Origin of the sequence: Lentzea jiangxiensis (genome assembly GCF_900104175.1) — a bacterium.
Classification (GTDB): Bacteria; Actinomycetota; Actinomycetes; order Mycobacteriales; family Pseudonocardiaceae; genus Lentzea; species Lentzea jiangxiensis.
Genome location: NZ_FNIX01000002.1, coordinates 342,420 through 354,961, shown reverse-complemented (window position 1 = coordinate 354,961; position 12,542 = coordinate 342,420). Strand labels below are relative to the sequence as shown.

Sequence of the window (12,542 nt, the reverse complement as noted above, 5' to 3'; positions counted from 1 at the left end):
CTTCTCTCACGTCCGGACTCGGTAGCGGTACAGAGCGGTCTCGTCGGCGCTGAACTGGGAGAACGGGAACGGTTCCGCGGACACCGCGGTGACCCCCTGCCCGAGGAAGTGGCGGGCGACGGCGCTCGCGGTCTGCGCGTAGACGACGAGCGGGACGTCGCGTTCGCGGCAGGTGCGCAGGATCTCGTCGAAGGTGCCGTTGCCGATCGTCATGCCGGTGGCGACGACGGCGTCCGCGACACCGAGGACGTCGCGCATGTCCGGGGTCACCGGGTCGCCCCACTGCGTCGCGCGCAGCGAGAGGTCGCAGGGCAGGCACTCGGCCCCGCGGTCGCGGATCGCCGCCACGAGCGGGTTCACCACGCCGATCAACGCGACCTTGGCGCCCACCGGCACGTCCAGCAACCCGGCCACGGCGGCGTCCCGGGCTCGCGCCCGCTCCTCCGGCGTTCCCACCGGCAGCACGACCCGCTCGGCGTCGGAGGTCCGATGTGGACGGACGCTGCCGAGGTAGGCGTCGAGCGCCGCCACCCGGACCGGGGCGGGCGCCTCGGTCAGCAGCTCGGCCACCGGGGCGCCCGAGTAGTTCGCGCAGACCGCGGGATCGGCGTCGCCCTCCGCGAACGCGCACGCGCCGAACGCGGTTCCGATGCGCGCCAGCACGTACTGGTTGCGGTAGGTCGTGTCGCCGCCCGCCAGCCTGGTGCCGTGGTGGACCCAGAACACGCTCGTCGCCGGGATCTCCCGGGGGTCGGGACCGTGCTTCCCCTCCAGCACCTCTGTCGTCAGTTCATCCACAGTGGACATAGCTCACCCTCGTCTGGTCGTTCCGGATCGCGGCGCGAATCCCGGGGCTCATCGGCGAACCGGCTCGCGGTAGCCCACGGCCAGGTGGCCCAGGCCGTCGCGGCCGATCTCGGCTTCCACGTCGAACACCTCGCGCAGCAGCGGGGCCGTCAGCACCTCGGTCGCCGGGCCGTCCGCGACGACCGCGCCGCCGTGCATCAGGACCAGCCGGTCGCAGTACCGGGCGGCCAGTGCGAGGTCGTGCAGCGCCACCACGACGGTCTGCGGTGTGCTGCCCGCCAGCTCCATGAGCTCGAGCTGGTGGCGGACGTCCAGGTGGTTGGTCGGCTCGTCGAGCAGCAGCCCGGACGTGCGTTGCGCCAGCGCCCGCGCGAGGTGCGTGCGCTGCCGCTCACCCCCGGAGAGCTGCTTCCACGGGCGGTCCGCCAGCCCGGTCAGGTCGAGTCGCGCCAGCGCGGCGGCGACGATCTCGTGGTCGGAGGCGTCCGGGCCGCGCCAGCGCGACCGGTGGCACGTGCGGCCGAGCATGACCACCTCGGCCACCCGCAGGTCGCTCTCGGTGTCCGCCGTCTGCTCGACGAACGCCAGCTTGCGCGCGCGGTCGCGGGCGGACCACGCCCCGATCTCCGCGCCGTCGTAGAGCACGGTTCCGCCGGTCGGGGTGCGCAGCCCGGCGACGCACCGAAGCAGCGACGACTTGCCGGAGCCGTTCGGTCCGATCAACCCGACGGTCTCCCCCGGCTCCACCACCAGGCTCACGTCGTGCACGATGGTCTTGCCCGGCACGCCCCAGCTGAGGTCGCGGACCTCGATCCTCACAGCTCACCCCGCTTGCGCAGCACCAGCAGGAACAGCGGCACGCCGATCAGCGCGGTGAACACGCCCACCGGCACCTCCAGCGGCGAGAACACGACGCGGGTCAGCGCGTCCGTCCAGACCAGGAACACCGCGCCGACCACCGCCGACATCGGCAGCAGCTTGCGGTGCAACGGACCCACGAGGAACCGGACGCCGTGAGGGATGATCAGCCCGACGAACCCGACCGCACCCACGGCGGCCACCGCCACCGCGGTCAGCACCGAGGTGGTCACCAGCAGCACGGCCCTGGTGGCGCGGACGTCGACGCCGAGCGAGGACGCCGTGTCGGTGCCGAACGCGAACCCGTCCAGCGCGGCCGAGCACAGCCACACCACGAGCAGCCCCACACCGAGGACCACCGCGCACACCGCCACGGACGTCCAACGCGCCGAGGCCAGCGAGCCCAGCAGCCAGTTGGTGACCGCGCGGATGCTGTCGGCGTCACCGGACGAGAGCAGGATCAACGACGTGAGCGCCGCGAACAGCTGCCCCACGACCACACCGGTCAGCACGATCCGCGAGGAGTCGAGGCCGGTGCGGCGCAACAGCACCATCAGCAGCCCGAACGACACGAGCGCGCCGATGAGCGCACCACCGGTGATGCCGAGCTGCGACCCGGCGAACCCGAGCACCACGACGACCACCGCGCCCGTCGAGGCACCGGAGGACACCCCGAGGAGGTAGGGGTCGGCGAGCGAGTTGCGCGTGACGCTCTGCAGCACCGCGCCGCAGACCGCCAGAGCCGCGCCGACGAGTGCCGCGAGCAGCACCCGGGGCAGTCTCAGGTCCCAGATCAACGAGTCCAGCAGGCGCGGCAGCGGCACCACGGCGAGCCCGAGGCGGCTGCCCGCGGCACGACCGATCTCCGCCCAGCCCGCCCCCACGCCGATGCGCACGGCGAGCACCAGCGACACGACGAGGACGACCAGGCTCAGGACGACGACGAACGTGTTCTTCCTGCCGTGCAGGGATTTCGGGGCCGGGGCGACGACCGGGTCCTGATCGAGGACGGCGGCGTCAGCCACGGCCGGCGATCTTGTCGAGTCCCGCGCCCAACGCCTTGAGCGCGTCGACCGTGCGGACCGACGGGTCCATCTCGATGCCGGGCAGTTCGATGACCTTGTTCTCCCGCACGGCCTTGAGCTGCGACACGGCCGGGTGTTCACGCATCATCGCGAGCTTCTCGTTCGCCTTGTCACCGGGGTTGCCGCGCTCGGACAGGTCGCCGATCACGACGACGTCGGGGTCGCGGCGCGCGATCTCCTCCCAGGACGCCTCCGGCCACTCCTGGTTGAGGTCGTCGAAGACGTTGACCGCACCGGCGATCTTGCTCATCTGGCTGGCCATGCCGTCCCTGCCCGCCACGTACGGGACGCCCTTGAACACCGAGTAGACCCAGACGACCTTCACCGGTTCCCGCTTGACGGCCTGCACCTCGGCGACGGCGGCGCGCTGCTCGGCGGCGAGCTGGTTCGCCCGGTCCTGGATGCCGAAGATCTTGCCGAAGTTCTCGTAGTCGCGGAACAGCCGCTCGAACGGCGCGGTCGCGCCGTCGGAGCAGTTCACCGCGCTCACGAACGTCGGCACGCCCAGGGACTCCAGCTCGTCGCGCGTGCCGGCGCGGTCGGCGGTGAAGAGCTCCTTGAACGACGCCACCACGAGGTCGGGGTTGGCCGCCCGCAACGGTTCCGAGGTGAGGACCTTGGGCGAGAGGACGGGGATCTTGGCGTAGGCCTCGGCGAACCTGGGCGCGACCTTGGTCTTCAGGTTCGCCGTGCCGGCGATCTTGTCCTGAAGTCCCAGCGCCAGCAGGGTTTCCGTCGAGTTCTGGTCCAGCGTCACCACCCGCTGCGGAGTGCCGGCGAACGACAGCCGCTTGCCGCAGCTCTCGACCACCACCGACTGCGCCGCCGGTACCTCGGCACCTCCTGGGGTGGCGCAGCCCGCGGCGAGCACCGCGACCAACAACACCGGGCCGAACCGGCTCGGGTGTGACATCAGATCCTCCAGAGATTCACTCGAACGGCTTGCGCTACTGTAACGACAATCATTTTCATTGCAACCCTGCCGAGAGGTCGAACACGTGGTCCACGACACAGTGCGCAGCCCGTCGGTGCTGCGCAGCACCACTTTTCTCCGCCTCTGGACCGCGACCACGGCGTCCGGCATCGCGACCTGGGCGCTGCCGTTCGTGCTGGGTCTCGCGGTGCTCTCCCGCTCCATCACCGCCGTGGAGCTGGGCGTGCTGCTGGCCGCGCGCACGGTGGGCTTCCTCGCCGCCGTGCCGGTCAGCGGTGTGCTCGCCGACCGCTACGCGCGCCGCCAGGTCGTGCTGTGGTCGGGTCTGACGTCCGCCGTCGCCGCCCCCGTGCTGGCCGCGTTCGTGGGCAATTCGCTCGTGGTGGCGGCTCTCGCGGCGGCGGCGATGGGTGCGGGACAGGGTGCGTGCCGCCCGGCGTTCCAGGCGCTGACCGCCGAGGTCGTCGAAGGCGACCAGCGCCAGCAGGCCAACGCCGCGATGACGTTGTCGGTGCGCGTGACCACGTTGGTGGCACCGGGCCTCACGGCGTTGCTGGCGCTGTTCGTGAACACCCAGGTGCTGCTGCTCGGCATCGGCGCGCTGTGGCTCGTGGCCGCGCTGGTCCCGCCCGCCGGCACCGGGCTCACCGCACCGGGCAGCGGCAACGGGTTCGTGGCCGACTTCTGGGAGGGCGTGCGGGAGGCGCGGCGCCACCCGTGGTTCCTGGCGGGCCTGGGCGCGCTCACCGCCGTGATCGCAACCGGCTACTCGGCGACCGGTGTGGTGCTGCCGCTGGTCAGCCGCGACCGCTACGACACCGAGGCCGTGCTCGCCGGGGCGATGACCGCCTACACCCTCGGCGCACTGGCCGGGGCGCTGCTGATCGCCCGCTGGCGGCCGCGCCACGCCGGGTGGACCGCGCTGTCCGGCCTGGCGCTGTACGGGTTCGCGCCGCTGAGCCTGCTGCTGCCGGTGCACCCGTTCGTCGTGATCGCCGCCTACGTCGTCGCCGGCATCGGCATCGAGCTGTTCAACGTGCCGTGGTTCACCGCGACCCAGCGCGAGGTGGAGCCCTCGAAGCTCGCTCGGGTGTCCTCTTTGGACTTCCTGATGTCGTACGGCCTCGCGCCGGTCGGCCTCGCGCTCATCGCCCCGGCCATCTCCGAGTTCGGTGCCCCGGCGGTGCTCGCGGTCTGCGCGGTGATCTGCTTCGCCGCACCCGCCCTGGCGGCGCTCGTGCCGTCGTCCCGCGACTTCGGGCCGCGCCGGTGATCGTCCCCCGCGTCCCGGTCCCCGACCCCGCCGCTCGCACCGCGTTGGCGGAGAACGGCGCGGTGGTCCTGACCGGGCTGCCGAACTCCCCCGGCTCGCTGCCGGCGGCCGCCGCGCTGCTGTTCGGCACGGCGTTGCGCGAGCTCTTCCCCCACCGCACGCGCCGGTCCGTGGACGGCGGGGTGGTGGGTCTGCATGCGGACAGCTTCGACGTGGTGGTGGACGTCGGCGGGAAACCGGTGCGGCGCAGGCATCCCGACGAGGACCACGTCCTGGTGCTGCTCGCGTCGCGGGCGCCGTGCGGAGGTCAGTCGTTCGTGCTCGACGCGCACGAGTTCACGGACTCGCTGGACGCGGAGCTCAGGGAGTTCCTGCGGGGCAAGGACGTCGACCTCTACGGACGCTGGGCGCAGACGCGCGGCCTACCCGCGACACCGCGGGTAGGTTGCCACATCGAGTACACCCGCACGGGCAGGCGCATCACCCGGCGCTCGGACGGGGTCACGGCCCTGCACCGCGACCCCGAGGCCGACCACGTCGAGGAGATGCTCGCCCGCTTCGACACCGAGGTCGAGCGGGTCCAGCGGGAGCTGCCGAGGATCGAGCTCGACGAGGGCGACGTGCTGGCCCTCGACAACTACCGCTGCTGGCACGGCCGGGAGGCGCACACCGGCGCCCGGATCGTGCACATCCAGACGGTGCGGACGGACGACGCCTAGGAGGACGCCGCCTTCTGCAGCTCGCGGCGCAGCTGCTCCTTGGTCATGCTCGACGCGCCGTCCAGGCCCATGTTCTTGGCCTGCAGGAGCAGTTCCTCGCGCGTGGCCTGGCCGGGCAGCTCACCGAGGTGGTCGGCGCGGCTGCGCGCGAACGCCTCGCCGAGCTCGTGGCGGCGTTCCGCGCTCAGGCGCTGGCGCATGCCCGGGAGCACCGTCTTCTCCTCTTCCTCCACGTGGTGGGTGATGGAGTCGACGACCTCCTGCAGCGCCTTTTCGTACTGCGGCGAGTCGTAGGCGGTGTCGAGGAGCTTGGCGAGCAACTGCTCGGCCTCGGCGTGCTCCTCCTGGCTGTGCTCGACCTCGTCCTCGCCGCCGGCGTCCTTGGCGACCGGGTAGACCTCGGCCTCCTCGGCCCGGCTGTGGGCGACCAGCAGACCGCAGAGCACCGGGGTCAGCAGGGGTCGCTTCTCCGGGTGGTTCTTCAGCTCGTCGAACAGGCGCTCCACCTCGCGGTGGTCCTGCATGATCAGGTCGACGACGTCGTACTGCATGGTGGTGGTTTCCCCTTCAGTTCGGGTTGTTCCTCGGATAGCGCGTGGTGATGGGCGCGACGCCGCGCCGTCCGATGCGTCCGAGCGCGATGCCGAAGCCGCTGATGACGGCCGCACAGGCAACGGCACCGATCGCGATGGACCAGGTCAGGCCCGCGTCGAGTAGCCCCGCGGCGGCACCGGCGATGACGCCGGCGAGCAGTCCGTTCACGAGGTTCACCAGGCCGGACACGCCCAGTGCGGTGCCGATGAGCCGCGGCCGCCTGGCGTTGCGCCAGCCGGTCTGACCGGCGTCGAGCTGCACGCTGGTCGTGTCGTCGTGCATCTGCCGCACGAAAACGTCTCTGGTGGAGGGTTCGAGATCGCCGTAGACGTGCCGGATCCGGTTGATCCCCAGACCCGCCTGCACGTCCTCGATGGTGAGCTCCACCGTCCTGAACAGGGTCGCGAGCCCGATCAGGAACAGTCCGGTGGAGATGACCAGCATCATGACCAGCAGCACCTCCGGCGGCACCAGCTGGGCCACGAACCCCATCGCGATCATCGACGCGGAGATCGTGGTGAGCAGGTGTCCCGCCCGGCTGGCCGCGTCGGTGATCGTCGCGGTGCGCACCATCTGCAACGTGTAGTGCTCGGTGGTGAGGATCGTCAGGATCGAGGACTTGTCCACATCAGACATCAGCGACCCAGCGCGCTCGCCAGCTCCTTCTTCGTCATGGTGGAGCGGCCCTGGACGTTCTTCTTCTTGGCCTCGTCGTAGAGCTGCTCCTTGGTGAGGCCCTTCGGCCGGTTCGTGCCCGACCGCTGACCACCGCGCTTCTGCGGCGACGTGTCCTGGGTGGACGACCTGCTGGCGGTTCTGGACTCCCCGGCCTGGGCGCGGTTCTTGTTCACCGTGCGTGCGGCGATCTCCTTCGCGCGCTTGGGCGACGCGCCGCGGTCTTCAGCGGAGTCCTTGATGTGCTGGTACTGGCGTTCGCGTTTCGCGTTCGATCCCGCGGGCATCACGACCTCCTTGCTCGGTGCTGGCCCGCGAGTACCCCCGGCCGGTGCGGTTCACACCTGGGTCACCGGGTAACCCCGGACATGGCGATTTCCTCACGACTCGACACCGCGCGTGTGCTGGCGACGGTGCTGCTGCCGACCCTCGCCAAAGGCGTCATCGTCCGCAGGCCGGGTGTCATGGCGGCGGCCGGGAAGCTCCAGTCCGACCAGCGCGCCGTCGAGACCATGCGCAAGCTCCGCGACCGCTACGGACCGGAACCGATCCGGCTGCGGGTCACCGGCCGCAGCATCGCGGTCCTCGTCGACCCGACGGACGTTCACCGGTTGCTCGACGAGTCACCCGAGCCGTTCGCGTTGGCCACCAAGGAGAAGAAGGCCGCGCTCCAGCATTTCCAGCCGCACGGCGTGCTCATCTCGGAAGGCGCGGAGAGGGAGCGGCTGCGTGAGATCAACGAACGGGCGCTGCGGCCGGAGAACGTGCCGGTCGAGGCGATCGTGCGTGACGAGGCCGACCTGCTCACCCGCCACGTGATGAGCACGGGTGAGCTCACCTGGGACGCCTTTTCCCAGACGTGGTGGCGGATCGTGCGCAGGATCGTCCTCGGTGACGGTGCGCGTGGTGACGACCAGCTCACCGACGACCTGCTGGCACTCCGCCAGAACGCCAACTGGGCGTTCCTGCACCCGAAGCAGCGCGGCCTGCGCGAACGCTTCCAGCGCAGGCTCGACGACCACCTCGCCCGCGCCGAGAAGGGCAGCCTGGCCGCCCAGCCGGGTGACCTCTCCGGCCAGGTCCCCCACTGGCTGTTCGCGTTCGACGCCGCCGGGATCGTCACGATGCGAGCGCTGGCCATCGGGGCACGCGGGACGCACGGCATCCTCGAGTCGGCGCGGCTGTGGCCGACGACGCCCGTCATCCTGCGGGAGAGCACGATCGCCACCCGCTGGCACGGCACGTGGCTGCCGGAGGACACCCTGTTCGTGGTGTTCACGCCGTTCTTCCACCGCGACCCGGACCGGCTGCCGCACGCCGACCGGTACGCGCCGGAGATCTGGGACCGGCCTCTCGACCCGGCGATCGTGCCGTTCAGCGGTGGACCCGGCGTGTGCCCCGGCCGCGACCTGGTGCTGGCCACCGGCGCCGCGGTGCTCGACACGCTCGGCGAGCACCTGTCGTTCCCGGCGCTCACCGCCCCGCTGCCCGCCACGCTGAACCACTTCGCGATCCGCTTGCGGACCACGCCGACGGGTACTCGCGTCGCATGAACACACCTCTGCACGCCGTGGTGACCGGAGCCGACTCCGGCATCGGCAAGGCCATCGCCGTCGCGCTGGCACGGGGCGGCCTCGACGTCGGCATCACCTACCACCGCGACGCCGACGGAGCCACGAGAACAGCGGACGAGGTGCGCGAGGCCGGTGCCCGGTGCGCCGTGCGGCAGCTCGACCTCACGGACCTGCCCGCGGCGGCGGCCGTCGTCGACGAGCTCGCCGGGGAACTGGGTGGCGTCGACGTCCTGGTGAACTGCGCCGGCACCGGCAGCAGCGAGAAGGTCGTGGACATGTCGTTCGACAAGTGGCGCGAGGTGCTCTCCGTCGACCTCGACGGCGCGTTCCTGTGCTGCCAGCGCGCCGCCAAGCACATGATCGCCGCGGGGCGCGGCGGCCGGATCATCAACATCACCTCGGTCCACGAGCACCTGCCGCGGGTGGGTGCCGCGCCGTACTGCGCCGCGAAGGCGGGGCTCGGCGCGCTGACCGAGGTGCTCGCGCTCGAACTGTCCGAGCACGGCATCACGGTCAACTCCGTGGCGCCGGGTGAGATCTCGACGCCGATGACCGGGCAGGAGGACGTGGACCCGCACACCGAGTCCCGTCCGGGCGTGCCGCTCGGCAGGCCGGGCAGCGCGCACGAGGTCGCCGCGGTCGTGGCGTTCCTCGCCACCCCGGCCGCGAGCTACGTGACCGGGGCGTCGCTCGTCGTGGACGGCGGCATGTCCCTGATGGGCCCGCAGGCGAGCCAGCTGATGACCGACGGGAAGTGGAGGCAGCCCTGATGCGTGCGGTGGCGCTGAGCTGACCTTCAAAAGGTCGCCCCCGATCAGTCCAACCGTCCACGTTCACGCAGCGGGTGCTGGAGCGGGTGGACACGACGATCTCCGAGACCGACGAAGGTCACGAGTGGCCGGAGAAGACCGATCGCACGACGGCCGCCAGCCTGCGCGCCGTCGCCCTGGCCCTGGCCGAACGCCCTGCCCCGGCTTGGGCCAGCGCCACGAGCGCACCCATCGCCAAGCCGCCCAGGACGTCCGTCGGCCAGTGCACACGGGTCCTGAGGCGGCTGTAGGCGACCAGCAGCACCAGCGGGATCACGAACACGGCGGCCGCGGGGTCCTCCAGCGCGGTGGCGGTGCCGAACGCGGCAGCCGTCACCGCGTGCTTGGAGGGGAACGACGACGAGTCGGGGTGCTCCGGCAACGCCTGCCGTGCGGGCAGGTTCGCGGCGGGCGGTCTGCGGCGGTGCACCACGAAGCTCACCAGATGGCCCAGCGGCATCGCCACCGCGGCCGCGGTGAGCGCGCGTTTCGCGGTCCTGCGCCGCCCGGCCAGCGCGAGCAGGCCGGCCACCGGCAACCACAGCACGCCACCGCGTGCCGTGACGCTGGCGGCGATGATGACGGGGTGCGGACGCCTGAAGGGCAGCGCCTCGCTGTCGTGCAACGAGTCCGCGTCCAGTTCTTCCAGCTCGTCCGCGCCGCTCATGACGCGTCGTGTACCCGGAACGCCATTTCGCCAACCTACGGCCAGGACGGCTCTTCCGCGTGGGCGATGACGAGCTCGCGGATCTCGCAGCCCTCCGGCTGGCTCAGCGCGAACACGATCGCCGCCGCCACCCGGTCCGGCGGGTTCAGCTTGTCGAGGTCCCGCGGCCGGTACTGCTCGGTGCGGTCGTCGAAGAAGTTCGTGCGCATCCCGCCGGGCACCACCAGCGTGACGCCGACCTCCCCCGCGGTCTCGGCGGCCAGTGCGCGGGTGAACCCGACGACGCCGAACTTCGAGGCGCAGTAGGCCGTCGCGTCGCTGACAGCGCGCAGCCCGAGCGTCGAGGCGACCGTGACCACGCGGCCGTTCTCCAGGTGCGGCAACGCGGCCCTGATCACCGCCGCCGTGCCGAACAGGTTGACCCGCACCACCTGTTCCCACTCGTCGGGCGGCACCTCGGCGAGCGTGCCGCAGCGGTCGATGCCGGCCGCGGTCACCACACCGCTGAAGCGGCCGTGCCGTTCGGCGAGCGTCCGGACCGCCTCTTCGGCGGCACGCCCGTCCGCGAGGTCGACCAGCTCGAACTCCCCGGTGTCCGGTGCGGACTTGTCCAGCACCAGCGGTGTCCCCCCGGCTTCGCGCACCGCCTGCGCCACCGCCGCTCCGAGTCCGGCGGCACCTCCGGTCACCAGCACGTTGCCCAGCATCAAGCCCTCCTCGACAGGATCGCGGTCGTCGAACGGCCCCGGTGGTACGGCACGACGACCGTCCGCCCACCCCAGCGCCGCAGGACAACGGTCTCCGGCAGCTGGTCGGCGGTGTAGTCGCCGCCCTTCACCCACACGTCGGGGCGCAACCGGCCCAGCACGTTCTCCGGGGTGTCCTCCCCGAACACGACCACGTCGTCCACGGACTCCAACGCGCGCAACACCTCCACGCGCTCGGACTCCCGGTTGACCGGCCGTCCCTCGCCCTTGAGCCTCCGCACGGACTGGTCGGAGTTGAGGCACACCACCAGGCAGTCGCCCAGCGCGCGGGCGGCGGCGAGCATCCGTACGTGCCCGGTGTGCAGGACGTCGAAGCACCCGCCCGTGGCGACGACCTTCCCGCCACGACGGCGCACCGACTCCACAGTGGACGGCAGCGGCACCCGCAGGCCCGAGACCCCGCCGCCGGCGAGGAACTCGGCCGCGTCCGCGACCGCCCGTGCCACCGCGTCGTCCGGCGCGGCGCCCCCGGCGAGCTGGACGGCCGCCGACGCGGCGAACCGGTCCCCCGCTCCGCAGGGATCCGCCGCCCGCACCGCCGGCGCGGGCACGGCGACGGGCGTCCCGCCGCAGTGCAGCAGGGCGCCCCGGCTGCCCAGCGTCACCACGACGGCACGGGCCCGCCAGCGGGCCGCCAGCTCGCGCGCCGCCTCGTCGGGGGCGGCCAGGCCGCTGAACGCCGTGGCCTCGGCCAGGTTCGGCGTCACCAGGCGCGCGCCCGGCACTGGCGCCGGGCCGCGGGGATGCGGGTCCCACACCACCGGGACGCGCGTGAGCACCGACCGCAGCCGTTCGTCGCGCAGCAGCCCGCGTCCGTAGTCGGAGGCCAGGACGAAGTCGGCGGACAGCACCACGTCGAGCATGTCGTCGGTGACCTCGGGCGTTCCCGAACCGGCGCGGTCCACGCGCGCCAGGGAGGTGCCACCGGACCGCAGCCGCGTCTTGACCGGCACCGCCCCGGTGCGCCCGTACAGGGCGGGGACCTCGACCAGCGACCGCAGCCGCTCCCCCGCCTCGTCGCACGACAGCGCGCTGACCAGCGTCACGTCCACGCCGTCGCGCGCCACCATCATCGCCGCCAGGGCAGCGCCCCCGGCTCTGGCGTGCTCGCCGACGACGTCCAGCACGGGGGCGGGGGCGTCCGGGCAGACGCGCTCGACGGTCCCCTCCACGTCGACGTCGAGCAGGGCGTCACCGACCACCACCATCCTCACGACGCCCTCCTCATCGACGACGGCAGCGCCGCTTCGAAGGCCTCGCACAGCGCGTGCACGACGACCAGTTGCGCCTCCTGCACGTTGCAGGCCTGACCGGGCAGGGCCAGCGCGTCGTCGGCCAGGGACGCCAGGGGGTTCGGCAGCGGCCCGGTGAGCGCCCACGAGATCGCTCCCGCCCGCCGCGCGGCGTGCACGGCCTCCAGCAGGTTCGGGCTGCTGCCGCTGGTGGACAGCAGCACCACGAGGTCGCCGGGCCGGGCGTGCGCCGTGACCTGGCGGGCGAAGACCTGGTCGTAGCCGTAGTCGTTGGCGATCGCCGTGACGCTGGAGGTCTCGGCGCACAACGCCAGCGCGGAGAACGGCGCGCGGTCGTCGCGGTAGCGGCCGACCAGCTCGGCGGTGAGGTGCTGGGCCTCGGCGGCCGAACCGCCGTTGCCGGCCGCGAGCACCCGGCCGCCGCTCACGAGCAGCCGCGCCAGGTGCTCCCCCCAGCGGTGGATGCGGGAGGACTGGGCGCGCAGCCCCGCCAGGGTGGTCGTCAGCCCGTCGAGGTGGCTTTCCAC

General features: G+C 72.2%; 15 protein-coding genes. 4 read left to right on the top strand and 11 right to left on the bottom strand.

The genetic code is table 11. From position 1 onward, the window contains the following. Positions 1-6: 6 nt before the first annotated feature. Genes BLQ91_RS09325 through BLQ91_RS09310 form a run of 4 tightly spaced genes read right to left on the bottom strand, consistent with a single transcriptional unit; the run spans position 7 to position 3,663 of the window. On the bottom strand, positions 7-807 hold the full coding sequence (locus tag BLQ91_RS09325; RefSeq protein ID WP_090096331.1) for a Rossmann-like domain-containing protein: 801 nt from the start codon (positions 805-807) through the stop codon (positions 7-9). A 48-nt stretch (positions 808-855) separates the two neighbouring features. Beyond that, positions 856-1,626 carry an ABC transporter ATP-binding protein gene (locus BLQ91_RS09320; protein WP_090096330.1) on the bottom strand — a complete coding sequence of 257 codons (771 nt, stop codon included), beginning with the start codon at positions 1,624-1,626 and terminating at the stop codon, positions 856-858. Then, positions 1,623-2,690, bottom strand: a complete 1,068-nt coding sequence (locus BLQ91_RS09315; RefSeq protein ID WP_245733298.1) for a FecCD family ABC transporter permease — start codon at positions 2,688-2,690, stop codon at positions 1,623-1,625. The genes BLQ91_RS09320 and BLQ91_RS09315 overlap by 4 nt, the downstream gene beginning before the upstream one ends. Then, positions 2,683-3,663: a helical backbone metal receptor gene (locus tag BLQ91_RS09310; protein WP_090096329.1), complete on the bottom strand. Its 981-nt coding sequence runs from the start codon at positions 3,661-3,663 to the stop codon at positions 2,683-2,685. Before BLQ91_RS09310 ends, BLQ91_RS09315 begins: the two co-directional genes overlap by 8 nt. A gap of 115 nt (positions 3,664-3,778) precedes the next feature. Here BLQ91_RS09310 and BLQ91_RS09305 point away from each other — a divergent pair, with 115 nt between their 5' ends. Together BLQ91_RS09305 and BLQ91_RS09300 are read left to right on the top strand one after the other, a co-directional pair. After that, complete coding sequence (locus BLQ91_RS09305; protein WP_090096721.1) at positions 3,779-4,957, top strand: MFS transporter; 1,179 nt, start codon at positions 3,779-3,781, stop codon at positions 4,955-4,957. Further along, the gene (locus tag BLQ91_RS09300; RefSeq protein ID WP_218130200.1) at positions 4,954-5,676 is read left to right on the top strand and encodes a TauD/TfdA family dioxygenase; all 723 of its coding nucleotides are present in this window, start codon (positions 4,954-4,956) and stop codon (positions 5,674-5,676) included. Before BLQ91_RS09305 ends, BLQ91_RS09300 begins: the two co-directional genes overlap by 4 nt. Here BLQ91_RS09300 and BLQ91_RS09295 read toward each other — a convergent pair. Genes BLQ91_RS09295 through BLQ91_RS09285 form a run of 3 tightly spaced genes read right to left on the bottom strand, consistent with a single transcriptional unit; the run spans position 5,673 to position 7,232 of the window. Further along, positions 5,673-6,227: a hemerythrin domain-containing protein gene (locus BLQ91_RS09295; protein WP_090096328.1), complete on the bottom strand. Its 555-nt coding sequence runs from the start codon at positions 6,225-6,227 to the stop codon at positions 5,673-5,675. The two genes, BLQ91_RS09300 and BLQ91_RS09295, sit on opposite strands and share 4 nt — an antisense overlap. A gap of 16 nt (positions 6,228-6,243) precedes the next feature. Next, positions 6,244-6,906 (bottom strand): hypothetical protein, encoded by a 663-nt coding sequence (locus tag BLQ91_RS09290; RefSeq protein WP_143022569.1) that lies wholly within the window; start codon positions 6,904-6,906, stop codon positions 6,244-6,246. Further along, entirely contained in the window at positions 6,906-7,232 is a 327-nt protein-coding gene (locus tag BLQ91_RS09285) for a plasmid stabilization protein (protein ID WP_090096720.1), read from the bottom strand. The genes BLQ91_RS09290 and BLQ91_RS09285 overlap by 1 nt, the downstream gene beginning before the upstream one ends. Positions 7,233-7,313: 81 nt before the next feature. On the opposite strand from BLQ91_RS09285, the gene BLQ91_RS09280 reads away from it, so the two are divergent. Together BLQ91_RS09280 and BLQ91_RS09275 are read left to right on the top strand one after the other, a co-directional pair. Then, on the top strand, positions 7,314-8,498 hold the full coding sequence (locus tag BLQ91_RS09280) for a cytochrome P450 (protein ID WP_090096326.1): 1,185 nt from the start codon (positions 7,314-7,316) through the stop codon (positions 8,496-8,498). Next, complete coding sequence (locus tag BLQ91_RS09275) at positions 8,495-9,289, top strand: SDR family oxidoreductase (RefSeq protein WP_090096325.1); 795 nt, start codon at positions 8,495-8,497, stop codon at positions 9,287-9,289. The genes BLQ91_RS09280 and BLQ91_RS09275 overlap by 4 nt, the downstream gene beginning before the upstream one ends. Before the next feature lie 118 nt (positions 9,290-9,407). Here BLQ91_RS09275 and BLQ91_RS09270 read toward each other — a convergent pair whose 3' ends face one another. Genes BLQ91_RS09270 through BLQ91_RS09255 form a run of 4 tightly spaced genes read right to left on the bottom strand, consistent with a single transcriptional unit; the run spans position 9,408 to position 12,542 of the window. Beyond that, positions 9,408-9,995 (bottom strand): phosphatase PAP2 family protein, encoded by a 588-nt coding sequence (locus tag BLQ91_RS09270; protein ID WP_090096324.1) that lies wholly within the window; start codon positions 9,993-9,995, stop codon positions 9,408-9,410. Between the two features lie 35 nt (positions 9,996-10,030). Beyond that, on the bottom strand, positions 10,031-10,702 hold the full coding sequence (locus BLQ91_RS09265) for an SDR family oxidoreductase (protein WP_090096323.1): 672 nt from the start codon (positions 10,700-10,702) through the stop codon (positions 10,031-10,033). Beyond that, on the bottom strand, positions 10,702-11,970 hold the full coding sequence (rfaE2, locus tag BLQ91_RS09260) for a D-glycero-beta-D-manno-heptose 1-phosphate adenylyltransferase (protein ID WP_218130231.1): 1,269 nt from the start codon (positions 11,968-11,970) through the stop codon (positions 10,702-10,704). Before rfaE2 ends, BLQ91_RS09265 begins: the two co-directional genes overlap by 1 nt. Positions 11,971-11,972: 2 nt before the next feature. Next, entirely contained in the window at positions 11,973-12,542 is a 570-nt protein-coding gene (locus tag BLQ91_RS09255; RefSeq protein ID WP_425412458.1) for a D-sedoheptulose-7-phosphate isomerase, read from the bottom strand.